Genomic DNA, 14,774 nt, shown 5'->3' on the forward strand with positions numbered 1-14,774 from the left:
TTCATAGGAATGATGATGGCCGATCCTATCCCGTTTCACCAGATCAACGCATTTGAGGCCGCAGCGAGACATCTTAGCTTTTCTCAGGCCGCGAAGGAGTTGAACGTCCAGCAACCCGCAATCAGTCGCCACATCGCGGCTCTTGAAGAGGATCTGGGCGTCGCTTTGTTCCTTCGTTCAAAGCCTCGCCTCACATTGACCGAAGAGGGTAAACTGCTGGCGAAATCGGTCGCCTCAGGTTTTGACGCCATTCGCCACGGTCTCCACACGGCAAAAGCCCATCAAAGCCGCGACACTGTATTGGTCAGCGCAAGCATTGGTTTCACCAGCCTATTTCTTCTGCCTCGCCTTGCCGAGTTTCAGGCTGCATTCCCTGATATCAAGCTGCAAGTGATAACACGGGACCAGAACGACGACTTTGACCCGAAGGCATGCGATGTTGTGATCCTGTTTGGTGAGGACGGGCCTATCAATACAGAGAGCAATTTGATTTTCAGAGAAACTATGGTGGCCGTGTGCCATCCCGACCTATTGCCCAGGGGTAAACCCTTCGACCTACAGACGTTGGCCGGGCAGAAGCTGCTGCATCTGACGAGCCCGGACCATAGTGGTGATTGGAACTGTTTTTTTGCGTCAAGTGGACATGTCATTACGCAACCGCCCGTGCATGACGTGTTTGTCAGCTACATGGTATACTTGCGGGCAATCCAAAACGGGCTTGGGATCGGCATCGGTTGGCAACCCTTGTTGGCGGAGTATCTTGGAAATGGAACGCTGGTGCGTGCCTGCGCCCATGAGTGCGAAACGCAGCGCGGATATTTTTGCACGATCACAACAACTGGATCTGTAAAGTCGGGCGCTGCACAATTCCAAGATTGGATCACGAATACCCGTTGATGTGCATCTTTGAATGAATTGAAAGTTCAATCTTAGTTTGACAATGCCGTTCGCCTGCCGGGCGTCAACGCTACGAAGGCCAATTGATAAATGTCTGCAACAAACCCAGTTTAATCCCCCAGATAAGCGATGCAGTCCAGCTTCACCTTCATTTCCCAGACCTGACCCGCGCCAACGGACAGGCGAGCGGGGTAGGGCGCGGTGAAATATTCGGCATAGATTGCGTTCGCCTCTTCGTAATCCTCGGGGTCCTGCAGGTAGAGGCCCATCTTGACCACGTTTTCCAGCGTCGCGCCATGGGCGGCCAGAATGGTCTTGATGTGCTCCATCGTGATGCGCAGCTGCTCGGCTGCGGTTGTGCCTTGAATTTCGTGGGTTTCTACGTCCAACGAACCGATGCCGGACAGAAACAGGAAATCCCCGGCGCGCACAGCCTGCGAATACGGGCCCGCCCCGGATGGCGCATCAGGTGTTATGTTGACCGAAATTGGCATGATCAGCTTCTCCCCTCCTCCTCAAGATGCTCCAATGCAAACGCGCGGCGTTCTTCGCGCGGGGTGGTGCCGAATTGCCGGGCATACCATTTCGCAAGATAGGACGAGGATGAAAACCCGCAGGCCACCGCAGTTTCCATGATCGACAGATCGGTTTGCCGCACTAATGAACGCGCCATCCGAAGGCGACATTCAAGGTAATACCGCTTTGGGCTTCGACCCAGATGCGAATGGAACAGCCGGTCCAAATGCCGTTGAGACAGGCCGACACGGCTGGCGATCTCGGGCAGGGTGATGGGGTCTTCCAGATTGTTTTCCATGATCTTCACGGCTTTGCGGACATGCGGATTGGTGATCCCCAGCCGCCGCTGGTGGTTCAGAGCGTTGGTTGCGGCGGGCGAGCGGATGGCGTCGTGCAGCAATTGTTCGGCTACCTTGTTGGCCAAATCGATTCCATGCGCGGCGGCGACGAAGGTTAGGGTCAGGTCCACCACCGCCGTGCCACCCGAACAGGTGAAAACCGGCCCGTCCGTTTCAAACAACGCGTCCGTCAGATTAAGGTCGGGGAATGTCTCGCGAAAGGGCGCTCGATCCTCCCAATGTATGGTGCAGCGGCGCCCCTTTAGTAGACCGGCGCGCGCAAGAACCCAGGTGCCGGTCGAAACCGCGCCGACGCCGGTTCCCGAGGCCCGAAGGCGGCGCAGCCACGACATCACTTCAGGCATGGCCTGTTGATGCCCGTCAACGCCGCAACAAACAACAACCGAGGTCAACGGCGGCGCGTTCCGAAATGTGTAGTCGGCCTGCACGCTCAGCCCATTCATGGATTTGGCCGGCTCGGCGTCTTGGCTAATGGTGCACCAGGAATAGAGCTGTTTCTGTCCTACGTAATTTGCCAGTGCCAGCGTGTCGATTGCGGCGGAAACCGACAACATTGGGTGCCCGGGGCAAAGCAGAAACCCGTATCTTTCCGTTTTGCCACCGTCGGTAGGGATCATTTACGGCCTTTCCCGCCATGTCTGTTAGGATCAGAGCCAGTTACCCGGCGCCACCCGATCACATTAAGGTCGAAGCGATCAGCCTCGCAAGTTCTGGGTCGCTTCGACATCAACCTGGCCATCCGGTGTCAGCACAACGCCATAGTCCCGCTCGGCCGCTTCGCGGGTGACAAGGCCCAGACGGACATCCTCGGCAACCAGCGCTTCGGGGCGGTGTTTGGGATTGCCCAGCCCGCCGCCGCCGGGGGTGCGGAAGTCAAAGACCTCTCCCGCCGGGATTTCCTGTTTGCCCTTGCCGTTCAGCGCAACGCCCGAGTGCTTCAGCCGCAGTACCCCAGGCGCACCGTTCAGGCCGCCATTGCGACCAAGTGCAGGGTACATCACCCGGTCCACGGTGGCGAACCATGTGATGGGTTGGTTTTCGCGGCTTTCCAGTTCGATATTCTGTCCCAGACCGCCGCGATAGAAACCGGCACCGCCGGAATCCGCCCGCAATTCGCGGCGGCGGAACAGCAAAGGCGCCACGCTTTCGGTGATTTCCACCTGTGCGCCATAGACGCCACTGGGGAAGGCGGCGACCGACATCCCATCTTTGCCTGGGCGCGCGCCGGTGCCGCCGTTATGGGTGATCTCGACGGCGTATTGGGTTGCGTCCTGCCCCTTGTTCATCTCGAACCCGCCACGCAGGGGTAGGTCGTACATGCAAGACGACCCCTCGGCGGGAATTCGGTCGGGAATGGCCTGATACAGACAACCATACATCAGGTCGGGCATGATCTGGCCGAGGATATGCCGCTGCGCCACCGGCGCGGGCCGGGGCGCGTTCAGGATGCAGCCTTCCTCGGGCGCGGTGATTTCAAAACACCCCAGCGACCCGGCATTGTTGGGTACCTCGGGCGCGAAAATGCAGCGCAAGCCAAAGACGCTGTAAGCGGTGGCATAATTCAGTGGCACGTTGATGCCATAGCGCGAACAGGGGGACGAACCTGCCAAATCGACGCTCAGCTTGTGGCCCTCGACTGTCATCGTCGCGACCATGTCGATTTCGAAATCATAACCGTCCACCCGCATCGTGTGGGTGTAGGTGCCGTCCGGCACCTCGGCGATGGCGGCTTCGGTAATGCGGCGCGAGGTGTCGAAGATGTACTGCCCGACGCGGTCCAGCGAGGTGATCTTCAACTCTCGCATCATCGACGCCAGCCGATCCGAGGCTACATCGCAACACGCGATCAGGGCATAGACATCGCCCTCGTTCTGGAAAGGCGCGCGCGAGTTTGACTTGATCAGCGTCAACAGGGTGTGGTTCATCTTACCAGCATCGACCAGTTTCATCGGCGGGATCAGAAGCCCCTCGTCATAGACGTCCGATCCATCCGGCCCCATGCCCAGACCGCCCAGATCGACCAAATGCGAGGTGCAGGACACCATCCCCACAAGCTTGCCCTCGAGAAACGAGGGCTGCACCAGCACGAAGTCGTTCAGATGGCCCGACCCCAGCCAGGGGTCATTTGTCAGATAGGTATCTCCCTCGCGCATGGTGTCGGGCGGGAAGTATTCGGTAAAGTATTTCACAGATTCCGCCATGGTGTTGATATGGCCGGGCGTACCGGTCACCGCCTGCGCCAGCATCCGGCCTTGCACGTCAAAGACGCCGGCTGAAATGTCGCCGCTTTCGCGCACGATGGGGCTGAAAGCCGTATGCATCAGCGCCTGTGCCTGTTCATCCACCACCGATTGCAGGCGGTTCCACATCACTTGCAGCTCAATCTCCGATGCAGCGGAGTTTTGTGTGTCGGTCATTGCAATACCCCTAACCCGGTGCGTGTCATCACGATGTTTCCCGCAGTGTCGATTACCGCCTGAAAACCGCGGTCCACCAGCGTTGTCGTCTGCAATTCCGCGACCAAGGCCGGGCCTTGGACACGGTCGCCTGTACTTAGATTGGCCCGATTGAAAGTGCTGATGTCGATCATCTTTTCGTCCGGGCGTGAATAGACGCGCGCGGTACCGGTGGGCGGAACATCGCGCGTGTCCTTGGGCACTTCAGCCTTTTCGGGAGGGGTCGTTTTGGTTGCGGCGACAAAGGCCCAGTTGATGATCTCGATATCCACGCCCGGCACCAGACGGCCGAACATCTCCAGATACATCGCTTCGAAATTCAGGCGCAGGATGTCGCCGGTCTCATTGGTTACCGGGCCTTCGGGCACGCGGACCTCCAGTTCATGCCCCTGACCGTCATAGCGCATAAAGGCGACCCGCTTTTCGCTCAGCTCTCCGCCCTGCGCGCCAGCGTGGACGATGCCGCGCGCCTCATCCTCCATCTCAGTGATCAGGTTAGACACCGTCTTGGCATCGAACTGACTGAGGCGGCAATAGAGCGAGCGAATGATTTCGTACGATACCGGCGCGCTGAGGAACCCGATGGCCGAGCCGACCCCGGGCGCGCGCGGGATGATGATGCGATCGATATCCGTCTTGTCGGCGATACGGCTGGCGTGTAGCGGGCCGTTGCCGCCGGTGGCGATCAGGGTGCTACCAGCAACCTCTTGCCCCCATTCGGCGGCGTGGACGCGGGCGGCGTTGGCCATGCTTTCATCGACCAGTTGCGAAATGCCGTACGCCGCCACCGTTGCGTCAAATCCCAGCGGTGCGCCGATCTGTTCCGCCACAGCCGTTTGCGCGCTGTCACGGTCCAGGCGGAAACGGCCTTCGGCGAAATTGTCGGGATCCAAATATCCCAACACCAGATCGCTGTCAGTTACGGTGGGTTTGTCACCGCCCTTGGCATAACAGACCGGACCTGGGTCCGAACTGGCGCTGTCAGGCCCGACCGCGATGCGACCGAGTGAATCGATCCGCGCGATGGAGCCGCCACCCGCGCCGATTTCGATCATTTCGATGACAGGAATGCGTACTGGCAGACCCGATCCCTTGATAAACCGTGCCGCACGGGCGATCTCGAACTGGCGCGAGCGGTGGGGTTTGTACTCTTCAATCAGACACAGCTTGGCCGTGGTGCCGCCCATGTCAAAGGCGACAACCTTTTCCGCACTGCATTGTTCCGCGACTTGGCAAGCCAGGATCGCACCACCCGATGGCCCAGATTCCACCATACGGATTGGAGCCTGAATGGCTGTCTTCAGCGTCGTCATGCCACCGCCAGAGGTCATGATGAACAACGACGCATCCAGCCCCTCTGATTCAATCGCACCTGAAAGTTCCCTGAGATAAGATGCCATCAGCGGCTTAATAAAAGCGTTGCCGATGGTGGTGCAGGCGCGGTCATATTCCCGGACCTCCGGGCAGACGTCGGAGGACAGCGTAACCGAAACCTCAGGGCAGGCCTCTTGCAGCAATTCGCGCACGCGGCGTTCATGTGTGGCGTTCAGATAGGAATGCAACAAGCAGACTGCGACGCTTTCAATTCCATGCGTTTTAATCTCTTTGACAACCGCGTGAACGGTGTCCTCCAGCAGCGGGGTGACAACATTGCCATCGGCGTCCATCCGCTCTGTCACGGTCCAGCAATGATCGCGCCTGACCAACATTTCGGGCTTGTCGATCATCAGATCATATTGGTCGTAGCGCCGCTCATAGGCAATTTCCAAGATATCTCGAAACCCCGCCGTGGTGATGAACCCGGTCTTGGCCCCCTTGCGTTCGATCAGCGCATTCGACGCCAGCGTGGTGCCGTGAATGATCGTGCCGATCTGGTCGGGAGAGATTTCCGCCATGTCGATCACAGCGCGGATGCCGTTCAGTACGCCGTTGATCGGGCGGGCAGAGGTGGTCAGAGTTTTGGTGGTAACCAAACGGCCATCATGATCCAGCGCCACATCGGTGAATGTGCCGCCGATATCCACCGCAAGGCGGCCTGATTTACGCTCGCTCACGTGATGTTCCCCTTTGGTTGGATGTTTGACAGATCTGAGTGTTTGTATCGGGGATTTTGGCTCAAAATTTGCTCGATATTAGTAAATTTACGCCATCTGAAAGATAATTTTTCGCCAAACAGGTTAGTTTTTGACCACGAGTGTGAAGTAGTTTTTTAGGGTCAAAGCCTTTTGAGTTTCATCTGCCGACGTGTGGCAGCGCACTACGGCAAGCGCTCAAAGGTATGCTTCTCAGTCATCGCACTCGCCGCTAACAAAAAACCCAGCTATAAAAGAAAGTGAGTCCTGACCCTACTTTCGCAACGTTGGTATTTGCCCCGGGGAAACCCATGTTCGGGTTGCGATTCCATTGTTGTGGATAGTACTCCGGTTCGACTCCAAAGGGTCGATGCGCCAAAGCTGGATGACCAATCGCTTACGAAGACAAACGGTCATTTGCGATCTGAATGACGAGCGCACGCATAATCGCTGGGCTGGTTCTTGCTAAGTCGATGGTTGCGATCTCGGAAACCCAGTGCCGTACGACCTAGACTGACACGGTCAGGGTAGTGTTGTCAGGAACGACTGCTGGTCAACTCTCCACCAATTTTAGGGCATAATGCGCCAGGGCATCATGCTGGGCACCTTTGGGGCGTAAGGTGGATTGGTAAAGGGTAAAGCCGGTGACCAGCATATCTGGCAACGCGCTCTTTGTGTGGGAATGCAGAAAGTGCTGAACCGCACCGCGTTGTTCCAATTTTATGCGGGCAATAGTTACATGAGGGCGAAAGCGTCGGCGAGGTAGGATGATCCCAGCTCGCCGCGCGGCAGTCTGAACTTTTCGGTACAACGCCGTGAGTGCGGGACAATCTGCCACCGTTACGGCCAGTGCTTGCCCAAAACACTCAATCCCTAAAAACGTTACGCTGAAACTTGGAACCGAAAGAAACAGTAGTTCATTGTGCAATTCCTCCAAAGCTTCCTCAGGCTGATCGTCCAGAAAAGCTAGCGTTAAGTGCATGTTTTCCGGTGGTACCAATCGACCTACTGGCAATGTGCGTTGCAACGGTATTATCGCAGCTTTTGCCTCGTCGGTGAGTGATATGGCTATGAAAGACCGCATGAAGCCCTCTAGTTTGCCTGTCGGTTTAAGTGTGTATCACACTGGCCTTCCACAGTGCGGTGGCGTGACGGTTTTTTTATTGCTGAAATCAGGACAATCCGTTTGAGTCTTTGCCGGGTCTTCACCGTTGTTTTGAACTTTGCTCGTGCGGTATTTGGTGAGCAAAACAAACCGGGCATTGGGAGCGCCGATGACTTGTGCCGGGGAAGCGCATATCTTGTCATTCGCTGCGGTTGCGACGTTCAGGTTTGGGTGGCTTGGTATCTATAGTGCTTACACACCAATGCCGCTTGCACCAAAAAAAGTGATGGAAATTCGTGCTCGTTCCGCGATGATCTGTTAGCCGGACGCTATGAATATCACCTTTCGCCCATACGAGCCCGACGACAAAGAAATACTAGTCAATATCCTCTTGTCGAACTGCCCCAAGTATTTCGCCCAAGAAGATAAGGCTGATTTTGTTTTCTTTCTAAACACTTATGCGGATAAAAACTTTCTTGTGGTTGAACGCGAGGAAGCCATTATCGGTTGCGGTGGGCATTACACGAAACAGGAACGCCATGGTATCGCATGGGTCATGTTCAAAAGCGGCTCCTTGGGCTGCATGAACCTCATGCTGATCGCAGACAAATATTATCATGAGATCGAAACCCGCATCCTGTCAGAAGGCAAGTTTTTTGATATCCAGATTGAGACTACTCAGTTGATGGAAAAATTTTTAAATCGCTTCGGTTTTGAAACAATGGCCGTGAAACCAGAAGGCTTTGGGGAGGGACTCGATCAGCTATTTATGAGGAAGTCACTCGCGGGCAGGGGAAGCGAATAGTCCGCTCTCCGGTTTGTGCGGCCGTGGTTTGTGAACCACTTAGGTGCTTCGTGTTTTTGGTCTTAGTCCGTTGTGCGATGAGGACGTTATTTGCCCTGAGAGAAGACATAGGTACGAAGCGCAGAGTCGATCAAAATTAGGTTTTCAAAGTCCAGTATTGAGCATGAATTCACCCTTCCGGAAGACCGGCTTTTCGTAGGCCTTGAAGATAATGTTCAAGCGCTGGGGCATGTGTATAGAGATGGCATCGCCGGACCATTGAAACGGAAAAGTCAGGTCGGTGGGCTAAACACTCGGCAAATAGGCGCTCGGCTTCCTCAGTTTTGCCCGAGTAGCCGAGACCAGCGAGAACGACTGAGTAGCGCGACCATTGAAATCCTTGCTGTTGGAGCGCTTTCCTTCCCCATTCAATCGCTAGCCTGTAGTCGCGCTTCAACAAGTGCGCCTCGGCCAGCCTCACCATATAGGACCCCATATGTTGGTCGCGGGGGCTTAGACGAATGGCGTCTTCCAGGTGTGGGATGGCCTGATCGGCATTTCCCAAAAACACTGCAGCGGCGCCGAGACCGTAATGAGCCCAAGCAAGGCTGGGATTGAGCTCAATGGCCAGTTTGAGGTCAGGAATTGCATTTTCATGCTCACGACCGACGATCCGGGCTTTTCCCATGGCGCAGTGAGCGGCCGCGTCGTCAGGGTCCAATTCTACCGCCATCCGAGCGGATCGAAGGGCACATTCACAATTCTCTTCCGGGGATTCCGCCAGACCAAGCACCACTTCGTAATAAAGTGCGTCTACCAAACCGGAATAAGCCAGCGAGAGGCTGGGATCTTGCGAAAGGGCAGCCTCAAACCGCTTACGCGCTTGCATCAGATCTTCTTTAGTCCGCTTGTAGAGATGCCACATGCCGCGTTGATAGATTTCCCACGCATTCAGGTTGCCGGATTTCTTGGATGTCGCTCGCTGTTGCTCGGCCTTGTCCAGCTCAGGTGCAATTGCCCCCACGATAGCTTCGGTTACTTCATCCTGGACCGCAAAGATATCTTCTAGAACACGATCATACCGCTCGGACCAGATTTGCTTTTCGGACGCCGCATCGATTAATTGAGCGGCAATCCGGATGCGATTTCCCCCTTTGCGAATACTTCCATCAAGTACATAACGGACCCCAAGCTGTCCGCCGATTTCCTTCAGGTCTATCGCTTCACCCTTATAGGCAAAACTGGAGTTGCGGGCGATGACCATCAGCCATCGGTTTCGGGACAGAGCAGAAATGATGTCCTCTGAAACACCGTCCGCGAAATACTCCTGATCGATTTCACCGCTTAAGTTGTGGAATGGGAGGACGGCAATGGAAGGTTTCTTCGAACTCGAAATCAGTGTTGGCGAAACATCCATTGGCGGAACGGTACTGCTCAGCGCGATGCTATAAGCACGAACAGGTTGATTTACATTCTTTAGTTCGAGTTTACCCAGGTCTTCGAACTCAGCCTTGATTTTTCCGGTAGCTTGTCGATAGGCGTCCTCAGAAAGGCATATCCCGTCTGTTTTGGCTTGGGCTTCAAGTCGGGCCGCAATATTGACACCATCCCCCAAAAGGTCTTCGCCATCAACAATAACGTCACCAAGGTTAAGCCCGATACGAAAACTAAGATGTGTTGGTCCTGTGCCGGCCTTCCTTGCCTGAATAATGGCCTGTTGCCATTCGATTGCACATGTGACCGCATCGACGACGCTGGCAAATTCAACCAATATGCCGTCGCCCACGAGCTTAAAAATTCTACCGTTGTGTTGAGAAATAAGTGGTTCAATTACTTCCCTACGAACAGCTTTTAAACGTTCAAGTGTGCCTGCTTCGTCTTGCCCCATAAGGCGTGTGTAACCAACTAAATCGGCAACAAGAATAGCGGCAAGCCGGCGTTCCAAAGCAACTCTCCTATCGCCACCAGATTACCGTTGGAAGAGGCGAGAATCCAATTCATTTGAAACCCACGCACGAAGCGCGTTTTCTTAAAGCCTTCAACCGGACAACATAGGCGCACATCCGACAAGTTCCCCAGCCATTGGGCGGGTTTTTGCTTCTGGACCGTCGGCGGGTTGGAGAGAGCTTCGGCAGATATTACATGTCTGAGAAATAAGAGGCCATGATGTGCCAGCTAACGTAAGGAATCGGACATGAAGAAGACAACAGTAGCTTGCCTGCTTGGTGGCACATTGCTCTTGGCAGCATGTGGAGCCCCGACAACGCCAACTCAGGCGCAAGCCCAAAGCGACGCTCGGTGTGCTGCTGGTATTCTGGGGGGCGCGGCGCTTGGTGGCGTCTTAGGCAACCAGGTTGGTGGAGGCACGGGCAAGACCCTTGCAACGGCGGCTGGTGCTGGACTTGGAATGTATGCAGGCCAATCGGCTTGTAACTGACGAAAAGACATAAACTGCTAAAGTGAGGGGCTAGCCTTAAGGCTGGCCTTTAGCCTTGTCTCTACCTAGTAGCGTACTCATTAGCGGCGCCGGAGTGTCGATTGAAAGCCCACTTCGGGCTCATTCCAGTAAAATTCTACCGTTCGCAGCCCATACCGGAAATCCGTAAGTAAGGTCTGCAAAGCCATAGTTGCGCGACCAAGGTTTTCGCTCGCCAAGGTTAAGCGGACGACTGTTTAGATTGTTCTTGCAGCCAATCAGAAAACACACGGGCGGGCTTTGTCTCAACCGCCCGATGCGAACGGAAAAGGAAATAGCCATATTCAGGGAGTTCAATATCTGACAATCGGTACAGCTTAGTATCTTCCAGTTCGTCTTTTACAAGATCGTCCATCAAGGCGATTCCCTGACCGTTGATTACGGCTTGTACACGAACATTCGGGTCGGGAATGATCAGAACGTCTCGTCGTGTCTGAGGAGGAAGCACGGCGGCGTCCAGCCAATCCGACCAAGCGTTGCTGTCATCGCGATCCCGAAGCAGCGTAAAGTCTGAAATCGCCATTTTCATCCCCAGTTTCTCAACACGAAGTGCGGCGTCCGCGTTGCCGACAGGAAAGGATCGTATGGGCATAAAAGGTGTCACGACACCATCGTCCCAATCCCCGTTTCCCCATCTGATCGCTAAATCGATGTCCTGCATTTCGAGATTGGAAAATTGGATCATCGGTTGGATACGCAGTTGCACGTCTTGGTGCTGTTGCATGAAGGTCATCAGTCGTGGTGACAGCCAACGGGCGGCAAAATAGGTCGAAACTCCAACCGTCAGGGTTTGGGATGATTTCTCCTTGAGTGACTGAAGATCCGCTTCGATCTCCTCATATCGGGTCTGACAGGCCGCCAGCACCTTTCTTCCTTCAGCGGTTAATGTGACGCCACGCGTGGTGCGCAGGAACAGAGGCATACCCAGATCGGTCTCAAGTGTCTTTATCTGATAGCTGATCGCGCCTTTGGTCATGTTCAGCGCCTCAGCCGCCATCGAGAAGCTGGGATGGCGGGCGATCTCTGCGAAAAGCCTGAGCAAATCGTGGTGGTGAAAGTGCGTGCGCATATTCCCTGAGTATAAAAATTTTGAACGCATAGGGAAGAAAATTTCGATTTCCAAATCTGTATTCCTTTGTTCACTGGTCCCTGAGCGTATGAAGCGGAGGATTGACGTTGGCCAGATTGAACACAGTGCCGAAATCCGCCTCGCGGATGTCGGATCGGGGCAGAACCCGCCGCGGTCGCTTGTCACGACACAACGCGCAGCTCGAAACCTTACCTTTTACGGGGCGTAAGATCCCCGCCTATGAACTTTTGGGTGAGGCCGCGCTTACCCAGATCGAGGAGCAGGCGGACTGGATACTGGACGAAATTGGCATCGATTTTCGAGGCGATCGAAAGGCGCTGGATTTGTTCACCCAGGCAGGCGCACGGGTTGACGGGGAACGGGTACGCTTTGAACCGGGGCATGTACGAGACCTCTGCGCCACCGCCCCCAAAACCTTCAAACTGCATGGGCGCGATCCGAGGAACACTGTGACGCTTGGCGGTAACAATGTCGTGCTGATGCCCGGCTACGGCTCACCATTCGTAAGCGATTTGGCGCGGGGTCGACGATATGCCACCCTGGGTGATTTCCGGAATTTCGTGAAACTCACCTATAGCGCACACGCCTTACATCATTCCGGTGGGACAGTTGTCGAACCGACAAACGTACCCGTGAACAAGCGGCATCTGGATATGATGCTGGCGCACCTGACCTTATCAACCAAGCCTTTCATGGGCTCCGTCACGGCGCCCGAACGGGCGCGAGACAGCATTGACATGGCAAGGCTGGTCTTCGGGCGCGACGTCTTGGAACGCCACACGGTGATGCAAGCCAATATCAACGTCAACTCTCCGCTGATCTATGATGACACCATGTCGAGCGCCCTGCGTGTCTATGCTGAGGCCAACCAATGCGTCTGCGTTTCCCCGGCGATATTCGCCGGGGCCATGGGGCCGCTTTCGCCTGCCGCTGTTGCGTCACAAACCTTGGCCGAGGCAATGGTCGGCATCGCACTAGCACAACTCGTGCGCCCGGGTTGCCCAGTGGTGTTCGGCAGCTTCCATTCCACGATGAACCTGCGTACCGGGGGGCTAACCTTCGGATCGCCCGAGGCCAACATGACAACAATGGCGCTCACGCAGCTCGGCCGTAGGCTGGGTGTACCTGTGCGCTCCGGCGGCGGGCAGATCACCTCATCTAATGCACCGGACGGTCAGGCCATGCAGGACAGCACAGGCGCGATGTGGGCCACGCTACTATCCGGCGCGCATCAGGTCTGGCATGCGGCGGGCTGGCTCGAAGGCGGGCTGGTAATGTCCTACGAAAAATTCGTTATGGACCTCGATCATTGCGGGGCGATGCTGAAATTTCTGCAAGGCTTCGGCACCGAAGATGAAGCCTTTGGTCGCGATGCGTATCTGGAAACCGGACCGGGAGAAAACTTCCTGTCTACCAGCCACACGCTGCGCCATTACACCTCGGCCAATTTCGAACCACAGATCCCGGATGCCGGGTCATATGAGACCTGGACTGAGAACGGCGCGCCTACTTCTGATCAGCGCGCCTCTGCCCGTTGGAAGCAGATGCTGGACGACTATCAGCAACCCGAAATGAACACCGGCACCTTGGCTTCACTTGAGGAGTTCGTTTCTGAACGCAAGGCCGCAATGCCGGACGAATGGCACTAGAAAGGACCACATATGACCGAAGAACTCAGCCGCACCTCCGCACTTGCCTCGCGCCATTCAGCGCTTGGCTCTGGACTAGAGGATTGGAACGGAATGGGCACCGCCTGGACTTATTGTACCGACCCTAATGACGAGCATGATGCGGTGCGCGAACGGGCTGGCATGTTTGACATGTCACCCCTTAAGAAGGTCTTCGTTCGCGGCCCGGATGCACAGGCGGTGCTAGATCACCTGACAACCCGCGACTTATCGAAAGTCACGCCGGGCAAAGCGGCCTACCTTTGTGTGCTGACCGATGAGGGCGGAATCGCGGACGACGCTATCGTCTCGAACAATGGTGGTGACGAATGGATGATCGTACACGGTTCCGGCGACACAATGGCGCTCCTAGAAGCTTCAGCCGAGGGCCGCGATGTTGTGGTTCAGTTCACGGACGACCTGCATGATTTGTCCGTGCAGGGACCTTCGGCACTGGACATCCTGAATGCACATACGGATATCGACCTCGGTACCCTTGCCTATTTCGAACACGCGCCTGCAACGCTTTTCGGCCATGCCTGCCGTATCTCGCGCACCGGCTATTCCGGTGAACGCGGCTACGAAGTTTTTGCTGACGGAGCGGTGATCACCAACATTTGGGACAAGCTTGTTGAGGTCGGTGTCATGCCATGCTCTTTCACCGCACTGGACAAGGTGCGGATTGAGGCAGGGCTTTTATTCTACGGTTACGACATGACTGAAGAAAACACGCCTTGGGAAGTCGGTCTAGGCTTCACGGTCAGCCGAACAAAAGGAGGCTTTCGCGGCAAGGCGGCGCTGATGGAGGCAAATGGAAGCGAGAAGGTGAATAACATCTGCCTTGATATCGAACACTCGGACATGGTCGAAGGAGGTGAAACCTTGTCGTTGAACGGTGAAGAGGTGGGCGTCGTCAACAGCCCCTGCTACTCGCACCGTTTGGGCAGATCTCTTGCACTTGCGCACGTTCGACCGGGTCTGGTCGCCGGTACTGAACTAAAGGTATTCGGGGATGGTTTGGAGACGACTGCGCAAATTGTCCCTAGTCCCGTATATGATCCTGAAAAGTCACGGACACACGGCTAGTTTTATCTGTTTTGCATTGGATGGCCTTAGTTAATGTGGCCCGTTGCTGTCCGGCTGTGGCACTATGAATTGGGCGGATGACGAGCAACCATGAAGTTGCTCTTCATTCGCCGCAGAGACACCTATAGCCGTTAATCTGGTGACACTTTGGTTGGAAATTTTTTGACAGCCACCCATGCCGAGGTGATGGGACAAAATGTGCCGCCCCGCGTAGGGTATGTTGAATTGCACGATCAGCAACTTGACAAGGTTTCTGCATCAATTAA

The 14,774-nt window shown here is 55.5% G+C and carries 12 protein-coding genes; 5 read left to right on the top strand and 7 right to left on the bottom strand.

Annotated features, from left to right (window positions below; all coding sequences use genetic code 11):
• The first annotated feature begins 9 nt into the window (after positions 1–9).
• Positions 10–897: a LysR family transcriptional regulator gene (locus ABLN94_RS18355; protein WP_352995112.1), complete on the top strand. Its 888-nt coding sequence runs from the start codon at positions 10–12 to the stop codon at positions 895–897.
• A gap of 110 nt (positions 898–1,007) precedes the next feature.
• Here ABLN94_RS18355 and ABLN94_RS18360 read toward each other — a convergent pair whose 3' ends face one another.
• From ABLN94_RS18360 to thpR, 5 genes are all read right to left on the bottom strand, one after another.
• Entirely contained in the window at positions 1,008–1,391 is a 384-nt protein-coding gene (locus ABLN94_RS18360; RefSeq protein ID WP_352995114.1) for a RidA family protein, read from the bottom strand.
• A 2-nt stretch (positions 1,392–1,393) separates the two neighbouring features.
• The gene (locus ABLN94_RS18365) at positions 1,394–2,389 is read right to left on the bottom strand and encodes a GlxA family transcriptional regulator (protein ID WP_352995117.1); all 996 of its coding nucleotides are present in this window, start codon (positions 2,387–2,389) and stop codon (positions 1,394–1,396) included.
• A 78-nt stretch (positions 2,390–2,467) separates the two neighbouring features.
• Complete coding sequence (locus ABLN94_RS18370) at positions 2,468–4,189, bottom strand: hydantoinase B/oxoprolinase family protein (RefSeq protein ID WP_352995120.1); 1,722 nt, start codon at positions 4,187–4,189, stop codon at positions 2,468–2,470.
• Complete coding sequence (locus tag ABLN94_RS18375; protein WP_352995123.1) at positions 4,186–6,282, bottom strand: hydantoinase/oxoprolinase family protein; 2,097 nt, start codon at positions 6,280–6,282, stop codon at positions 4,186–4,188. The genes ABLN94_RS18370 and ABLN94_RS18375 overlap by 4 nt, the downstream gene beginning before the upstream one ends.
• A 571-nt stretch (positions 6,283–6,853) precedes the next feature.
• Entirely contained in the window at positions 6,854–7,384 is a 531-nt protein-coding gene (gene thpR / locus ABLN94_RS18380) for an RNA 2',3'-cyclic phosphodiesterase (RefSeq protein ID WP_352995126.1), read from the bottom strand.
• A 352-nt stretch (positions 7,385–7,736) separates the two neighbouring features.
• Here thpR and ABLN94_RS18385 point away from each other — a divergent pair, with 352 nt between their 5' ends.
• Positions 7,737–8,210: a hypothetical protein gene (locus ABLN94_RS18385; RefSeq protein WP_352995127.1), complete on the top strand. Its 474-nt coding sequence runs from the start codon at positions 7,737–7,739 to the stop codon at positions 8,208–8,210.
• A 169-nt stretch (positions 8,211–8,379) separates the two neighbouring features.
• On the opposite strand, the gene ABLN94_RS18390 is transcribed toward ABLN94_RS18385, so the two are convergent.
• Entirely contained in the window at positions 8,380–10,134 is a 1,755-nt protein-coding gene (locus ABLN94_RS18390) for a tetratricopeptide repeat protein (protein ID WP_352995130.1), read from the bottom strand.
• A 249-nt stretch (positions 10,135–10,383) separates the two neighbouring features.
• Between ABLN94_RS18390 and ABLN94_RS18395 the strand changes: the two genes are divergently transcribed.
• Positions 10,384–10,626 (top strand): glycine zipper 2TM domain-containing protein, encoded by a 243-nt coding sequence (locus ABLN94_RS18395; RefSeq protein ID WP_352995133.1) that lies wholly within the window; start codon positions 10,384–10,386, stop codon positions 10,624–10,626.
• Between the two features lie 220 nt (positions 10,627–10,846).
• Here ABLN94_RS18395 and ABLN94_RS18400 read toward each other — a convergent pair whose 3' ends face one another.
• Positions 10,847–11,788 (bottom strand): LysR substrate-binding domain-containing protein, encoded by a 942-nt coding sequence (locus tag ABLN94_RS18400; RefSeq protein WP_352995136.1) that lies wholly within the window; start codon positions 11,786–11,788, stop codon positions 10,847–10,849.
• Positions 11,789–11,841: 53 nt separating this feature from the next.
• Here ABLN94_RS18400 and ABLN94_RS18405 point away from each other — a divergent pair, with 53 nt between their 5' ends.
• Positions 11,842–13,404: a trimethylamine methyltransferase family protein gene (locus ABLN94_RS18405; RefSeq protein WP_352995138.1), complete on the top strand. Its 1,563-nt coding sequence runs from the start codon at positions 11,842–11,844 to the stop codon at positions 13,402–13,404.
• Positions 13,405–13,416: 12 nt separating this feature from the next.
• On the top strand, positions 13,417–14,508 hold the full coding sequence (locus ABLN94_RS18410) for an aminomethyltransferase family protein (RefSeq protein WP_352995141.1): 1,092 nt from the start codon (positions 13,417–13,419) through the stop codon (positions 14,506–14,508).
• Positions 14,509–14,774 lie beyond the last annotated feature (266 nt).

Source organism: Ruegeria sp. SCP11 (assembly GCF_040329455.1).
GTDB lineage: Bacteria > Pseudomonadota > Alphaproteobacteria > Rhodobacterales > Rhodobacteraceae > Ruegeria > Ruegeria atlantica_E.

Coding starts and splice junctions, on each gene's coding strand:
- ABLN94_RS18385 (WP_352995127.1), top strand. CDS start 7,737: ATGAATATCACCTTTCGCCCATACGAGCCCGACGACAAAGAAATACTA.
- ABLN94_RS18410 (WP_352995141.1), top strand. CDS start 13,417: ATGACCGAAGAACTCAGCCGCACCTCCGCACTTGCCTCGCGCCATTCA.
- ABLN94_RS18355 (WP_352995112.1), top strand. CDS start 10: ATGATGATGGCCGATCCTATCCCGTTTCACCAGATCAACGCATTTGAG.
- ABLN94_RS18395 (WP_352995133.1), top strand. CDS start 10,384: ATGAAGAAGACAACAGTAGCTTGCCTGCTTGGTGGCACATTGCTCTTG.
- ABLN94_RS18370 (WP_352995120.1), bottom strand. CDS start 4,189: ATGACCGACACACAAAACTCCGCTGCATCGGAGATTGAGCTGCAAGTG.
- ABLN94_RS18365 (WP_352995117.1), bottom strand. CDS start 2,389: ATGATCCCTACCGACGGTGGCAAAACGGAAAGATACGGGTTTCTGCTT.
- ABLN94_RS18360 (WP_352995114.1), bottom strand. CDS start 1,391: ATGCCAATTTCGGTCAACATAACACCTGATGCGCCATCCGGGGCGGGC.
- thpR (WP_352995126.1), bottom strand. CDS start 7,384: ATGCGGTCTTTCATAGCCATATCACTCACCGACGAGGCAAAAGCTGCG.